Annotated in this window: 16 protein-coding genes; 6 read left to right on the forward strand and 10 right to left on the reverse strand. The window is 70.5% G+C overall.

What is annotated here, in order from left to right:
* Nucleotides 1-7 precede the first annotated feature (7 nt).
* From FXO23_RS36020 to FXO23_RS36040, 5 genes are all read right to left on the reverse strand, one after another.
* A complete protein-coding gene (locus FXO23_RS36020; protein WP_158890680.1) occupies nt 8-787 on the reverse strand; it encodes a helix-turn-helix domain-containing protein in 780 nt (259 codons plus the stop codon).
* A gap of 152 nt (nt 788-939) precedes the next feature.
* Nucleotides 940-2,154, reverse strand: a complete 1,215-nt coding sequence (locus tag FXO23_RS36025; protein WP_158890682.1) for an enolase-like domain-containing protein — start codon at nt 2,152-2,154, stop codon at nt 940-942.
* A 76-nt stretch (nt 2,155-2,230) separates the two neighbouring features.
* Nucleotides 2,231-2,920, reverse strand: a complete 690-nt coding sequence (locus FXO23_RS36030; RefSeq protein WP_158890684.1) for a response regulator transcription factor — start codon at nt 2,918-2,920, stop codon at nt 2,231-2,233.
* Nucleotides 2,921-3,085: 165 nt separating this feature from the next.
* On the reverse strand, nt 3,086-3,904 hold the full coding sequence (locus tag FXO23_RS36035) for a thioesterase family protein (RefSeq protein ID WP_158890686.1): 819 nt from the start codon (nt 3,902-3,904) through the stop codon (nt 3,086-3,088).
* A gap of 352 nt (nt 3,905-4,256) precedes the next feature.
* Nucleotides 4,257-4,865 carry a TetR/AcrR family transcriptional regulator gene (locus FXO23_RS36040; protein WP_158890688.1) on the reverse strand — a complete coding sequence of 203 codons (609 nt, stop codon included), beginning with the start codon at nt 4,863-4,865 and terminating at the stop codon, nt 4,257-4,259.
* Nucleotides 4,866-4,954: 89 nt separating this feature from the next.
* On the opposite strand from FXO23_RS36040, the gene FXO23_RS36045 reads away from it, so the two are divergent.
* The 3 genes from FXO23_RS36045 (at nt 4,955) to FXO23_RS36055 (ending at nt 8,373) form a co-directional block, all read left to right on the forward strand.
* On the forward strand, nt 4,955-5,608 hold the full coding sequence (locus FXO23_RS36045; RefSeq protein WP_158890690.1) for a peroxiredoxin-like family protein: 654 nt from the start codon (nt 4,955-4,957) through the stop codon (nt 5,606-5,608).
* A 342-nt stretch (nt 5,609-5,950) separates the two neighbouring features.
* Nucleotides 5,951-7,438, forward strand: coding sequence for a pyridoxal phosphate-dependent decarboxylase family protein (locus FXO23_RS36050; RefSeq protein WP_158890692.1), 1,488 nt, complete (start codon nt 5,951-5,953; stop codon nt 7,436-7,438).
* Nucleotides 7,435-8,373: a DMT family transporter gene (locus tag FXO23_RS36055; RefSeq protein WP_158890694.1), complete on the forward strand. Its 939-nt coding sequence runs from the start codon at nt 7,435-7,437 to the stop codon at nt 8,371-8,373. The genes FXO23_RS36050 and FXO23_RS36055 overlap by 4 nt, the downstream gene beginning before the upstream one ends.
* Here FXO23_RS36055 and FXO23_RS36060 read toward each other — a convergent pair.
* The 5 genes from FXO23_RS36060 to FXO23_RS36080 are packed head-to-tail and all read right to left on the reverse strand — an operon-like array spanning nt 8,313 to nt 11,717.
* Nucleotides 8,313-9,599: an NAD(P)/FAD-dependent oxidoreductase gene (locus tag FXO23_RS36060; protein ID WP_158890696.1), complete on the reverse strand. Its 1,287-nt coding sequence runs from the start codon at nt 9,597-9,599 to the stop codon at nt 8,313-8,315. The genes FXO23_RS36055 and FXO23_RS36060 overlap by 61 nt on opposite strands.
* Nucleotides 9,596-9,820 (reverse strand): ferredoxin, encoded by a 225-nt coding sequence (locus FXO23_RS36065; protein WP_246258230.1) that lies wholly within the window; start codon nt 9,818-9,820, stop codon nt 9,596-9,598. Before FXO23_RS36065 ends, FXO23_RS36060 begins: the two co-directional genes overlap by 4 nt.
* Nucleotides 9,817-10,416 carry a ferric reductase-like transmembrane domain-containing protein gene (locus FXO23_RS36070; RefSeq protein WP_158890698.1) on the reverse strand — a complete coding sequence of 200 codons (600 nt, stop codon included), beginning with the start codon at nt 10,414-10,416 and terminating at the stop codon, nt 9,817-9,819. The genes FXO23_RS36065 and FXO23_RS36070 overlap by 4 nt, the downstream gene beginning before the upstream one ends.
* Before the next feature lie 13 nt (nt 10,417-10,429).
* Nucleotides 10,430-11,155 carry a DUF4142 domain-containing protein gene (locus FXO23_RS36075; protein ID WP_246258231.1) on the reverse strand — a complete coding sequence of 242 codons (726 nt, stop codon included), beginning with the start codon at nt 11,153-11,155 and terminating at the stop codon, nt 10,430-10,432.
* Nucleotides 11,156-11,174: 19 nt separating this feature from the next.
* Complete coding sequence (locus tag FXO23_RS36080; protein ID WP_158890700.1) at nt 11,175-11,717, reverse strand: hypothetical protein; 543 nt, start codon at nt 11,715-11,717, stop codon at nt 11,175-11,177.
* 215 nt (nt 11,718-11,932) lie between these two features.
* Between FXO23_RS36080 and FXO23_RS36085 the strand changes: the two genes are divergently transcribed.
* The 3 genes from FXO23_RS36085 (at nt 11,933) to FXO23_RS36095 (ending at nt 14,334) form a co-directional block, all read left to right on the forward strand.
* Complete coding sequence (locus tag FXO23_RS36085) at nt 11,933-12,484, forward strand: sigma-70 family RNA polymerase sigma factor (RefSeq protein ID WP_158890702.1); 552 nt, start codon at nt 11,933-11,935, stop codon at nt 12,482-12,484.
* 7 nt (nt 12,485-12,491) lie between these two features.
* Entirely contained in the window at nt 12,492-13,235 is a 744-nt protein-coding gene (locus FXO23_RS36090; RefSeq protein WP_158890704.1) for a zf-HC2 domain-containing protein, read from the forward strand.
* 103 nt (nt 13,236-13,338) lie between these two features.
* The gene (locus tag FXO23_RS36095) at nt 13,339-14,334 is read left to right on the forward strand and encodes a hypothetical protein (RefSeq protein WP_158890706.1); all 996 of its coding nucleotides are present in this window, start codon (nt 13,339-13,341) and stop codon (nt 14,332-14,334) included.
* The last annotated feature ends 55 nt before the right edge of the window (nt 14,335-14,389 follow it).

Below are 14,389 nucleotides of genomic sequence, written 5' to 3' on the forward strand. Positions count from 1 at the left end.
GCTCACCTCATCGCCGGTATTCGGCCGGGGTGCGACCGGTGTGCCGCCGGAACACCCGGCTCAGGTGCGAGGCGTCCGCGAACCCGGCCTTGGCGGCGACGAGTTCGAGCGTGTCGTCGCTCGAGCCGAGCAGGCATTTGGCCACCTCCAGATGCACCCGGGTGACGTACTCCCGGACCGTCATTTCGGTCTGTGCCTTGAAAAGATGGGACAGGTAGGTGTCGGAAAGTCCGGTCCGGCGGGCGATCGTGCCGATCGTGAGCCGTTCGGTGTACCGCCGCGCCACCAGATCGACCGCGTGCCGCACGTGCACGTTCCGCGCCCCGGAGATCAGGCGCGCCCGGCGGCGCGGCGACACCAGTGCGGCGATCGTCGCCGCGAGATCCACCACGTCCCGCCGGAACACCACCTGGCACGCCGGAACGCCGTCGAAGTGGTGCGGCAGGCGGTCCCGGTGCCCCGCGTCGACGACGACCGGGAACCCGCGGTCACCGTGCTCCCCCGACACCGCGCGGAAGAGGTCGGTTTCCGGTTCGGCGAGCCGGTCGTCGACCAGCACCGCACCGGGACGTCGTTCGATGATGCGGCGGGTGGCCTCCTCTTCGGTGGAGGCGACCCGGACGTCCAGCACATCGGTCAGCAACGCCGCCAGCGCCGCGCACCGGCCCAGGTCCGAACCCGCGATCAGCAGCGTGGACACGACCGGTCGCGGCTTGGCAGCAGGGCGTATTGCCTGCAAGGGAACGGGGCCGCGCCGCTGTCTCGTCGCCTCCGGTGTCCCGAGCATCGACCGGCTCCTCCCCAGCTACAACATCAACACGTTCACTATCTTTGATCGCCGTTAACCTTGTCTTCGCCCAAGCGACGCATATTGTTTTCCTTCGATCGTGGAGGCGGGCCCGCGGCGGTTCGTCGATGGTGGATGTCTACTGTGGACTGTCAGGGCGCGCGGCGAACGCCGTCGAGACCGGCTTCGAGCCGGATGAGCTGGTTGTACTTGGCCATCCGATCCGCGCTCGGTCCGCCGACCTTGATGAACTCCGAAGCCAGGCCGACGGCGAGATCGCAGACCCCGCAGTCCTCGGTTTCCCCGCTGCGATGCGAAACGCACAGCGCCATGCCTTCGGCGCGAGCGGCGAGCGCGGCCCGGATACCGCGGGTGAGGGTGCCGCACTGGGTCAGCTTGATGACCGTGCAGTTGGCCAGTTCACCCGTCATGCGCCGTTCGTCGGTGACGAAGAGATCGTCCCCGCAGAGATACAGACCGTCCGGTCGCTGCCCGGCGAAGTCCTTCCAGGACGCGACATCCGCGGGATCGTACGGGTCTTCCAGGTACCGGATGGGGTGTTTCGCGACCAGCCCGGTGAGCAGCTCACCGAGCTGACGTTCGGTGAGCAGTTCGTCCCCGATCGCGTATTCCGTCCCCCGGCGGCCGGTTCCGCGGCGCAGGTGTTCCGCGGCGACGTCGATGCCGATACCCACGTCGTCCCGCGAGAACCGGCGGTCGATCACCGCGGTGATCTCTGCCAGCGCGTCCTCGAACACCATGCCGCGCACCCGCAGCCCGCCCGCCGAGGAGTAGCCGCAGCCGCCGTGGTGCAGGCGCGCCTGGGCTTCGAGCTCCTCGTACACCGCGAGCGCCACCCGCAGCCGATCGTGCAGCGAGCCGGACATCGGCGCCACCATGATCTCCTGGAAGGGCATGAACGGGTCGCCGCCGTGGATCCCGCCGCTGAACACGTTCACCAGCGGCACCGGCAGTCGCGGGCTTATCCCGGCGTCGGCCGCGATGTACGCGCTCAACGGCGTCCCGAGCGCGGCGCAGCGCGCCCGCGCGAACGCGACCGACAGGGCCACCAGCACGTTCGCCCCGACCGCGGAGAACTCCTCGAGGAATTCGTCGAAGTCCCGCTGGGTTCCGGCGGACGTGCCGGTGATCCGGTCGCGGAGTTCGGCGAACGCGGGCGCCTCGTCCAGCGCGCCGAGCCGCGTCACGTCCGCCCGCGCCCGTTCCCGGCGCCCGGGCGCGATCGCGATCGGTGCGGAGGCCACCCCTGTCGCGCCGTCGGCGAACCGGATCTCGGCCTCCACGGTCACGTTTCTGCGGGAATCGAATATTCCCCGGAATTGCACGTTCTCAATTCGATTGACCACGGAAAGCGAGATTACCGGCGGCGACCGCCGGTCGGGCAGTGCCGAGTCTGCGGCATTCCGGTACGCCCATGCCGGGTTACGGTGTCGGGCGGCGGGGCCGCGGGAGCGTGGTCGGGTCCACCAGCCCGGACTGGTAGGCGACCACGACCGCCTGCACGCGTTCGGTGAGCTGCAGTTTCAGCAGGAGATGGGAAACGTGCGACTTCACCGTCGCCTTGGTGACGTGCAGGTCCCGCGCGATTTCCGCGGTGGTGCGCCCGGCGGCCAGCGAGCGGAGCACGGACAGTTCCCGGTTGGTCAGTTTCGACAGTTCCCCGTTCCCGGTGGCCGGTACGAGCACGTGCCGGGACAGTTCGTCGAGCAATGGCGCGGTGATCACCGGGGTCACGAATGCGAGGCCGTCGGCCACCGCGCGCACCGCATTGACGATATGTTCTTGCGTGTCGTCCACGTAAACCAGGCCGCGCGCGCCGAGTGACAATGCGGTCAGCAATGTCGCAACCTCGATATCGTTGGTCAGCGCGATGACCGGAACAATCGGTTCCGGGCGGCCGTTGGCGAGTACGCGCATAACCTGCGCGCGTTCTTCGTTTCGCGGCTGGATATCCATGATCATCACGTCCGGGCGGAGCCGATCCACCTCGGTTATCACCGCCGGCCCCTCGCCGACCTGACTGACCACGGTAATGTCCCGCTCGCTACCGAGAAGCGCGGCCAGACCGGCCCGGACCAGCTCGTGGCCGGCGCACAGGAGTACCCTGATCATGCCAATCCCCTTGTCGAAGACCGCAATCGGCACGCGGGTTTCGCCCCCAGCCACCCCAGCAATTCCCGCCTAGAGCCAATTAGATTACAGCGCGGTCAAGGTGGCTGGATAGAGCTACTTGGGGGAGCTTTCCCGATATTTTGTTCGCCGAGAGTATCCGGCGAATCACGGCGTGGTTTCCGGGCCGGCCCGTGGTTCGACGAGCAGCGGCTGTTCGACGAATCCCGTGGTCCCGTCCGGATCACCGAGGCGGCCGTGGGTCATGCCGACGCCGTCCGCGCCGATCCAGGTGCGGGCACGCAGGAACGTCCATGCCCCGGCCGGAAACCGGTGCACGGTGACGGTCAACGACGGCGGGATGAACAGCCAGTCGTCCAGCGGCAGCTCGGCGCTCACCCCGTTCGCCGCGTCGGCGGTGATCAGCAGCCGTTGCAGACCGGTCAGCGGATTCCCTTCGATCAGCGGGATGCGCACCCGCGTCCACACCTCCGCCGGGCCGAGCCGGTCGTACCCGCCGCCGGCGAACCGCCATTCCACGGCCTCCCCGTAACCCCAGCGCTCGATCCCCGGGAAGAACCGCTGTTCGGCCGGACCCGGCAGCTCGGGCACCGCGTCCTCGGCGGTGCCCGGTGTCGCCGGTGGACGCGCCCGGGCGTTGATCAGCCACGCGCGGCCGACGGCCGCGGTGCGCCCGTTCGCCTCCAGCGCGGCTTCCACGAGCTGGATCCGGCGCCCCGGCCGCAGGACCGAAGCCGTCACGCGCACGTCCCCGCGCGGGATCGGGCCGAGCATGTCGACGGCGAACCGGGCCACCCGGAGGTCCGGCGTGGCCGCGAGATCCGCGCAGACCGTGGCGAGCAACGCCGCCGGTGGTCCACCGTGCTGGGCCTTCTCGTCCCACGGGCTCGCCGTGGCCTCCGTCGCCCGGAACCGCCCGTCCCCGAGCGGCAGGTAGAAGGCCCCGGGCGATTCATCCTCCGCCATGGACCCCCTTACCCGTCCGGAATCATCCCACCCGTTTTAGCACAGGTACACCCCCATTAGGAGAGGTAAAACCCGAGCCCACCCTCCCGCACGCGAGTCGCACGTCCGCGCAAGCGAGTTACACACTCAAGCACGCGAGTTACACACTCAGGTACACGAGTTGCACGTTCGGGTGCGCGCCCGCCCGCGAGTCTCCCCCGTTCCGGTCGCGTGTGTTCCCCGTTTCGGTAGCCCGAGTTCCCCGTTTCGGAACCCCGGCCACTGCGACATCGGCCGGTTTGTCCACTGTGGACCCCGAGTGTGCAGTTCGCTTACCTGAGTGTGTAGTTCGCTTGCCCGAGTGTGCGACTCGTCAGGCCGGGCGGTGGGCGCGGAGGTGGGCGAAGGCGGCGTCCAGGGCGGCTTCGAGGGGTTTCGTGGTGCGGCGGGCCTGGGTGAGCAGGAGGCCGCCCTGCAGGGAGGCGAGGGTGGCCAGGGCGAGGGTGTCCGGATCGGCGTCGGGACGGAGTTCGCCGCGGTCGCGCATCGCGGCGAGTCCTTCGCGGATCCAGGTTTCCCAGCGGTCGAAGCCGTCGGCGAGGGCGATCCGGGCGGGTTCGTCCACGTCGGCCAGTTCGCTGGTCAGCGATCCGATCGGGCAGCCGCCTTCGCAGTGGCGCTGCCGCTGGAGCTTGACCAGCGCGTCGCGCCACGCGTGGAGGGCGTCCCACGAATCGAGCGCGGGGAACAGCGCCTGCTGCGCCGCCAGCACCGCCCGGGCCTGCCGGGTGACCACCGCGTGCACGAGCTCGGTCTTGTCCGCGAAGTAGTGGTAGAGCTGCGACTTGCTGACCCCGGTCGCGGCCCGGATGTCGTCCAGGCTGGTCCCCGCCACGCCCCGGCGGAACATCAGCTCGGCGGCGGATTCGACGATCCGCTCGCGCGTCGCGCGCCCCTTCGCGGTCCAGCTCCCGGCACTCATGGCGCCAGCCTAATCGTTTGGACTTGACAGTCCAATCCGACCGTGACCAGACTGGACCGCACAGTCCAAACATCAGGAGAGGACGTCTCATGACCGGACCGCTCGCCGACCGGATCACCGAACTCCAGCAGGGCATCGCCGATCACCTCCCGCCGGAGGCGCACGCCGCCTTCAGCCGGGAACAGCACGGACTCGCGGCCGCCGGAGTCCCCGCCGGGGTCGCCATCCCGGGTACGAAACTCACCGACCACGAGTTGCTCGACCCGCACGGCGCGCCGATCGGCCTGTTCGCCGCGATCGGCCCCCGGCCCGCGGTGCTCGTCTTCTACCGCGGCGACTGGTGCCCCTACTGCAACCTGACCCTGCGGACCTACCAGCAACAGCTCCTGCCGGAACTGACCGGGCGCGGGGCAGCACTGGTCGCCCTCAGCCCGCAGAAGCCGGACGGCTCGCTGAGCACGCGGGAGAAGAACGAGCTGAGCTACCCGGTGCTCTCCGACCCCGGCAACGCCATGGCCCGGGAACTGGGCATCCTGACCGGCCCCACCGAAGAGGCCCGCGCGGCGCAGCGGTCGCTCGGCATCGACATCACCACCGGCAACGCGGACGGCACCACCGGGCTGCCCATGCCGACCACGCTGATCGTGGACGCCGAACGGGTTCTGCGGTGGATCGACGTGCACCCGGACTACACCACCCGATCCGAGCCCGCCGACATCCTCGAAGCGTTGCGGAATTCCTGACATCCTAAGCCGCGAAACTGTCCCGTAAAGCCGTCCGGATAATTTCTTTCAGGTTATTTTCACGCCGGGCCACACCGCGCCGAAACAAGGTCAAAAATCCATAAAAAAGCGAGTAATGACCTTGGAAAACGCGTGGAGTGATCCGTGTTACGCGCGCATGACGCTACTGGTCAGACCCTGGATTACCGGGGTACAGTCGCGCTGGGCCCACGCCGGAGACGACGGTTCGACGCAGCACCGCAATCGGTCCGCGCAATTTTAACCAGTTATGTCATGCCGAGCGCGAGGAATGAAATATTCCCGGTCGGCGAGTAAGTCTTTTCGAATTTACGGGAGTTCGCTATGGATGTGGCACTCGCCGGTGGGCCGCTGGGCGCGACGGCGCTGGAAGAGTTCCTCGGGGTCACGCTGGACGCGCTCGCCGCCGGGGCGAAGGAGCGGGGCGGACCGATCCCCGCCGGTGATCCCCGGGAGCTCGGGGCGCGGTGGCGGGCCGAACTCGGCGATCTGCTGCCGGAAACCGGCAGCGAACCGGAAACCGTGCTCGCCCAGCTGGTCGGCCAGCTCGCCGCGGGCGCCGCCGATCCGGCCGATCCCGCCTGCGCGGCCCACCTGCACTGCCCGCCGCTCGCGGTCGCGGTGGCCGCGGACACCGCGGTGGCGGCGGTGAACCCGTCGCTGGATTCGTGGGACCAGGCGCCGCTGGCGAGCGTGCTGGAGACCGAACTCGTGCTCGCGCTCGCCCGCCTCGTCGGCTTCGGCCCGGGCGCGGGCGGCGTGATCACCGCCGGGGGCACCGAATCGAATCTGATGGGCCTGCTGCTGGCCCGGGACCACGTCCTGGCCGAGCGGTACGGGGTCCAGGCCGCGCGCGCCGGTGTTCCGGCGGCCGCCGCGGGACGGCTGCGGATCCTGTGCTCGGCGGTCGCGCACTTCTCGATCGCGCGCTCGGCCGGTTTCCTCGGGCTGGGCGAGGACGCCGTCGTGCCGGTCGCCGTCGACCACGCGCACCGGATGATCCCCGCCGCGCTGGCCGAGGAACTCGCCGGAATCCGGGCGCGGCACGAGGTTCCGGTCGCGATCGTGGCCACCGCGGGCACCACCGACCTCGGCGGCATCGACCCGATCCGCGAGGTGGCGGCGATCGCCCGCAAGCACCGCGCCTGGTTCCACGTGGACGCCGCCTACGGTGGCGGGGCGTTGTTCTCGGCGCGGCTCGCGCACCTGCTCGACGGGCTCGACCTCGCCGATTCGGTCGGGCTCGACCTGCACAAGTTCGGCTGGCAGCCGGTCGCCGCCGGGGCGTTCCTCACCCGGCAGCGCACCGCGTTCGCCCCGCTCGACCGCACGGTCGCCTACCTGAACAGCACCGACGACGAGAACGCGGGCTACACCAGTCGGCTCGGTTCCTCGCTGCGCACCACCCGCCGCGCGGACGCCGTCAAGATCGCGGTGACCCTGCGGTCGCTGGGCAAGGCCGGACTGGGCGAACTGGTCGACCGCTGCCACGACCTCGCGGTGCACGCCGCGGAAATCATCCGCGCCCAGCCGCGCCTGGAACTGCGCGCCGATCCGGTGCTGTCCACTGTGGTCTTCCGCTACCTCCCGGCCGAGGACGGGGACGTCTGCGCGGTCAACGCCCGCCTGCGCCGCGCCCTGCTCGCCTCCGGCCTGGGCGTCATCGGGCGCACCACGATGACCGACCCGTCCGGCCGCGAAGCCGTGTACCTCAAGCTGACCATGCTGAACCCCACCACCACGCCCCGGGACGTGGACGCGCTGCTGAACCGGATCCTGGCGCACGGAGAGGCGGCCGAAGTCTCGCCGTGAGATACCGACATAGTCCGTACCTCCTGCTGGTGGTGGCCGCCCTGTGCTGGGGCAGCCAGGCCACCTCGGCCAAATACGCACTCGACGGGCTGCCCCCGGTCACACTGCTGATGACCGGCCTGATCGGGGCCAACCTGCTGCTGTGGCCGCTCGCGCTCGCGACCGGGATCCGCCCGCCCCGGCGGATTTCCCGGCTCGCGTTGCTCGGGCTGCTCGAACCCGGCCTCGCCTACGCGTTCCTCACCCTCGGCCTGCGGTACACCACCGCGACGAACGCCTCGCTGCTGAACGCGACCGAATCCTGTTTCGTGGTCCTGCTCGCCGCGGTGTTCCTCCGCGAACGGCTGGACCGCCGCGCGGTCGCCGGGCTCGCGCTCTCCCTGGTCGGTGTGCTCGCGCTGCAGGGCGTGGGCGCCGACTTCGGCGGGAACCTCGGGGACGTGCTGGTGGTCGTCGGCGCCTTCTGCGCGGCGCTGTACTCGCTGCCCGCGCGGGGGCTGGCGCGGGAACTGGACGCGGTGTCGATGACCACGTACCAGTTCACCTTCGCCCTGCTGCTGGCCACCCCGGTCGCCGTCGTCGTGTGGACGACCGGGGCGGAACCGTTCCCGCCCGCCGCCGAACCGAGGTTCTGGGTCGCCGCGGTGCTCATGGGCGTGGTCGGGTACGCGGCCAGTTTCCTGCTGTACAACCGCGCGATCACGGCCGTGCCGATCGGCGTCGCCGGGATGGTCCTGAACCTCATCCCGGTGTTCGGGGTGCTCACCGCCATCGTGTTCCTCGGCGAGCGGCTCTCGGTCTGGCACCTCCTGGGCGCGGCGCTGATCGCCGCCGGGATCGCGTTGTTCCCGCGCCGAACCGAGAGCCCACCGCCCTATCCGCCGGACAGCCAGGCATGTCCCGGGGTGGAAGCCGCGGTGCGGACCAGCCGGTAGGTGCCGGTCGAACTCGCGCCCTCCCCCGCGACCGGGGACAGCGGGCGCCGTTTGGCCGGAGTGCGCACCGGCAGCCGCTCGGTGAGCTCCTCGGTCCACTTCAGCATCTCGCGCGGCCGGTCCCAGCCGCAGATGCCGATCAACCGGCCGGACCGGATGAACCCGGTGACGCCCTCGGCCAGCGTGACGGTGTCCTCGCCGAGCGAAGGCATGCCGACCATCTGCACGCGCACCTGGTACTGGCCCGACCACGCCCGGGGCACCGGCGCGAACGGGGTCGCGCTCGAGCGCCCGGCCAGCAGGTTCTCCGCGGCCGCCCGGCCCATCTCGACCGCGTTGATCCAGTGCTCGACCCGCCGCGGCACCTCGTCGAACCGCAGGTTCGGCCAGCGCGCCACGTCCCCGGCCGCCACCACGTCGGCCACCCCGATGGCGAACAGCGACGCGTCGCACAGCACGCCGTCCTCCAGCACCAGCCCGGACCCGCGCAGCCAGTCCACCGCGGGCACGCTGCCGATGGCGAGCACCACGCACCCGGCCACCAGGAGTTTGCTGTTGGCCAGGTGCAGCCCGACCGACTCGCGGGTGGTGATCCAGTGCCGCACCTCGGTGCCCATCTCCAGCCCCGCGCGGTGGCGGGTGTGCAAATCGGTCATCGCCGCGGAGATGTTCGGCCCGAACCGGTACAGCGGCGCGCGGGCGTGCCCGACCACGGTCACGTCCCGGCCCATCTGCCGCATGCTCGCCGCGAACTCGCAGCCGACCAGCCCGCTGCCGATCACCACCGCGGGTTTGTCGCTCGCCGCCAGCGCGCGGCGCACGGCGTGCGCGTCGTCGACGGTGCGCAGCACGCGGACCCGCGGATCGTGCCGGGGCGCACCGGGCAGGTGCCGCGGCACCACGCCGGTGGCCACGATCAGGCCGTCGTACCGGATCTCCTCCCCGCCGGGCAGGTGGATCACCCGCCGGTCGGCCTCCAGCCGGGTCGCCCGGGTGCCCAGCCGCCAGCGCGCGTCCAGGTCGACGTACGAACTCAGGGTCACGTCGTGCGACCGGGCCGCCCCCGAAAGCACGTGCTTGTTGACCGCGGGCCGGTGGTACGGGCGCCGCGGCTCGTCCCCGATGATCACCAGCTCGTCTTCGTAACCCAGTTCGCGCAGCCGTTCCGCCGCGCGCAAACCGGCGACCCCCGCACCGGCGATCACGATCCGCTCGGCCTCGCTCATTTCGGCCATCCCTGCAGGACGATCGCGCGCATCGGGCACAGCCGCGCCGCCGCGATGGCGGGCTCGAGGTCGTCGGCCTCGAGCTGGCGGGTGTACCGCAACCGGCCATCGGCGCCGAGGTCGAACAGGGTCGGCGCCTCGGCCTGGCAGATGCCGTAAAGCTCGCAGCGGTCGTTGTCCACACTCATCCGCGGCCCGCCGCGGAACCACCCGAAACTCACACGTTCTCCTCGATGAGGCCGACCCGCTCCAGCATGCGGACCGGCAGGAAACGCAGCAGCGACAACGTCATCGCGGGCACCAGCAGGGTGATCCCGGCCAGCCACAGCAGCGCGAGGTGCCCGTTGGCCATCGCGCCGAACAGCGAATGCAGCGCGGTGATCCCGACCGCGGGGTAGGCCAGCCGGTGCAGCCACAGCCAGCGCCGGTACGCCGTCCAGCGGTGCAGCCCGGCGGTGATCGCGATCGCCAGCATCACCTCCAGCCCGACGATGCCCAGCGAATGCCGCACCAGGCTGCCCGGCAGCAGCGGCACGATCAGATGCGCGAGGTCGAACGCGTTGGCGGACAGGAAGGTGAAGGCGAGCGCGTGGATCACGCCGAAGGACAGGGTCAGCACGGCGAGCGCGAGGTGCCCGCTGCGCAGGGCCTTCCGCTCGCCGAGGCGGCGCGCCCAGCCGGTCGCGGTGAGCACGCCCCAGGTCAGGGTCAGGCACATGAACGCGTAGGCCACCCGCGCGGACAGGGCGGCGATGCCCCGGACCCCGGTGTCCGCGGTTTGCGCGAGCACCAGCGCCTGGGACCAGTGGTCAACCATCGCTTTCTCCTGATCAGGTCTTCTTGGCGAACAGCGGGACGGCGCCGACCGCGGCGCGGCGCTTTCCCTTCTTCGGCGGGTTGCGGACCATGGCCAGCACGAACACGGTGGCCACGATCTCCAGCGGAACCAGCACCGCGAGGACGAGGAAATCGGCCGCGTCCAGGTCGAGACCGGCTTTGGCGGTGGTGGACGTCGCGGGCTCGGGCAGGCGGCCATGGTCGACCAGCCCGGTGCTCTCCAGCAGCGTGATGTGCCGGAGCACCGCCTGGTTCGACGTGGTGGCGAACGACCGGATCCGCTCGTTGCGGGTGCCCGCGCGCACCTGCGCGATCACCGAGAAGACCTGGCCGTGGGCCGCGCGCAGCCGGTTGACGAAGATCTGGTCGAACTCGGCGCCCGAGGTGGCGTTCCGCATCTCGTTCAGCCAGCTCTGCTGATCGGCGTTGGGCTGTTCGGGCAGGCCGACGCCGAGTTCGGCGGCGAGTTCGCGGACCGCGCTGTCCAGGCGGCCGTGGTCGACCATGATCGTCATGCCGACCTGCCGGACCATCGGGCTCGCGGCCCGGGTCCGGGCCCAGTCGCCCGCGGGCATCTCCCACAGACCGGCCTGCCGGACCTTGCTGAGCAGTTCGACGTCGGCCGGGCCGAGCGGCCCGAACCGCGGCTGGGCGGTGGCGACCGCGGGACCGGCCACCCCGAAGAACACGACGAAGAGCAGGGCGAACGCACGCGCCAAAGATCGAAACGGCGGGGGGTCAGAGTCCGAACTCACCGGAATCCCCCGGACTCTCGGCAGACTGGACCTTCTTGCCTTCCGGAGTGATCGGGTACCAGGCGCCGTCCGCGCCCTGACCGCTGGTTTCGCCCGGCATCTGATCGGTGTTGTGCCGGTACAGCGGCCAGCCGGCGAGCGTGACCTGTTCGGTGCCGTCCGACCGGCTGACCGAACCGACCAGGTTCCCGTCGATGCCGTTGAGCTTGAGATCGCTGGTGGCCAGCACCGGTGGCCAGGCCACCGCGCAATCGCCTTCGCAGTTCGATTTCGGCGGTTTCGCGGTGTCCTTGTCGAAGCGGTAGACGGTGAGTCCCTTGGCGTCCACCACGAGCCGGCCGATATCGAACGCGCGAACGGCGTTCAATCCGGATTGATCTTCGGCGGCGGTGTTCGCCACGGCTTGGCCGGGAGAATGGCCGCCGGTTCCGGACGATCCGTAACCGCCGCCATCACAGCCCGCGACCAGGAACAGGGTCGCGAGCCCGGCGGCGAGGGCGATGAGGGGGCGGGGTGCGTGCGTCATGACTTCCTGTCCACGAAAAAGGGCGCAATAAATCCACTATGGACATACACATCCACAGTGGACTTTTCGCGGTCGCGTTGGGGGAGACGCGACGGGTTACGGGGCCTTCACCGGGGGATACGTCGCCAGGTTCGGAGCGGTTCAAAAAATCTCACCCGGACCGATCCGATATTGGTACTAGACGGGCAACCCGTTCCCCCACAAGGATGTCCCCCGTGGGCCGCCACAGTCGTACGCTGCAACCCGTCGTAGATCACCGTGCCGAGGCGCACGGTCCGGACGCTTTGGCATCGGCGCTGTACCACGAGTTCGGTCAGGCGCTCATGGCCTACACCCTCAAGCTGACCGGGCACGACCGGCACTGGGCCGAGGACGTGGTGCAGGAGACCCTGATCCGCGCCTGGCGCAACGCGGACAAGCTCGACCGGCAGCCGGAGATGTTGCGTGCCTGGCTGTACACGGTGGCGCGACGCATCGTGATCGACGGCTGGCGCAGCCGCCGGGCCCGGCCGCAGGAGGTCGAGGAAGCGGACGCGGAATCCATCGGCGTGCCCGACGAGTCGGACAAGACGCTCGCCGCGATGATCGTCTACGAGGCGTTGCAGGGCCTGTCCCCGGAACATCGGGAAGCCGTGCTGCAGACCTACCTGCGTGATCGAACCGTGAACGAGGTGGCCGCCACCCTGGGCGTGCCGCCGGGTACGGTCAAGTCCAGGATCTACCACGCCGTGCGCGCGCTGCGCCGCGCGCTGCGGGACAGGGGGTGAAGTCGTGATGGCCCAAGTCAGCCACACCGACGTCGCCGCCTACGTCCTCGGCGCGCTCGACGAACCGGAGAACGCGGCGTTCGAGGCGCATCTGCTGGACTGCGCCCACTGCCAGCTCGAGCTGCTGGAACTGCACGAACTCCCGGAACTGCTCGACGAGGTCCGGCGCACCTGGCCCGCCGCCCCGGCCCCACCGCCGGGTCCCCGCGTGCTGGACGGGCTGCTCGCCGAGGCCGCGGCGGTGGCCCGGAAACGGCGGCGCGTCTCGCGCTGGGCGGCGGCCGCGGCGGTGCTGGTGTTTCTGGCGGGTTCGATCCTGAGCCTGTCGTTCTTCCTGTCCGGCGGTTCCCCGGGTGACGCCGCGCCGGTGGCCGCGCCCGCGGAGACCCCGGTGGTCCGGACCGGTTCGGCGTCCGGGCTCGGCGACGGCGCCCGGCCCCTCGGCCGGACCGACGCCGGGACCCCGGTCACCGCGAAGGTCGTGCTGCGGGCCCGGGACTGGGGCACGCAGGCGGAGCTCGAACTCAGCGGGGTCACCGGCCCGATCGGCTGCGCCCTGATCGCGGTGCCGTGGCTCGGCGACAGCCCCCAGATCCTGGCCGGCTGGACGATTCCCGCCAAGGGGTACGGCGTGCCCGGCTCCCCCGAACCGCTGCGGGTCTCCGGGGCGACCGCGCTCAACCTAGCCAACATCCAGCGGCTCGAGGTGCGTGCCGAGAACGGCACCACCCTGGTCACCGTGGCGAACTAGCGCTCTTCGAAAAAAGTCTGAACCGGTGAGCCGCCGGGATACGTGTGCTGGGTGTCGATCGCCGCGAGGGTCGCGGTGAATCCCAGAACACAGGGAGAAATCCATGGCTCGCAAGCATCTCGCCGTTTCCGCCGCTTCGGCGCTCGGCCTCCTGCTGCTCGGCGCCTGCGCGGGTGGCCCGGAGGGCGGCGGCGCGCCGCAGCAACCGACCGCCGTGCCGGATGTCGCCCGCGTCCAGCAGGCCACCGGCGCCTCCGGCCTCACCGCCGCACAGGTCGACGGCGTCGGCGAGGTGGTCACCGATCAGGCCGGTTTCACGTTGTACCGCTTCGACAAGGACACCGCGAAGCCGCCGAAGTCCAATTGCAACGGTGACTGCGCCACCCAGTGGCCGCCGGTGCTGAGCGAAGGCAGCATGGAGCTCAAGGGCATCGAGAACACCGCGGTCGGCAAGGTCAAGCGCGACGACGGCAGCGAGCAGGTGACCATCGGGGGCTGGCCGGTCTACCGGTTCGCCAAGGACGCCAAACCCGGTGAGGCCAAAGGACAATCGGTCGGCGGCACCTGGTACGCGGTGACCGCGAAGGGCGGCAAGGCCGGTCAGGCGGCGGCCGCGCCCGCGCCCGCCGCTCCGGCGGCGGGGGCCAAACTGGTCGCGGGCCAGGCCGAGGGCGTCGGCCCGATCCTGACCGACCAGAACGGGATGTCGCTGTACTTGTTCGCCAAGGACAGCAAGAAACCGTCCAAGGCGACCTGCGACGGCGACTGCGCGAAGCAGTGGCCGCCGATGATGAGCGAAGGCGACGTGCAGTTGGAGGGCGTCGACCCGAAGCTGGTCGGCAAGGTCAAGCGCGACGACGGCGGCGAGCAGGTCACCGTCGGCGGCTGGCCGGTCTACCGGTTCGCCAAGGACACCAAACCCGGTGAGGCCAAGGGACACGGCGTGGGCGGCACCTGGTTCGCGATCGAGCCGAACGGCTGCAAGTCGCAGGCCGCGCCGCAGCAGCAGCCCGCGAACCCGGCGCCGAGTTCGGCGCCCAACTCGGCGCCCAGCACGGCCCCGAGCAGCAGCACGGGCAGTGGCGGCGGGGGGTACTGACGCCACTCGCCTCCCCCTCCGGCCCGGCGGCCACCCCTCCGCCGGGCCGGATTCC

It is taken from the genome of Amycolatopsis anabasis (assembly GCF_009765355.1).
Lineage (GTDB): Bacteria > Actinomycetota > Actinomycetes > Mycobacteriales > Pseudonocardiaceae > Amycolatopsis > Amycolatopsis anabasis.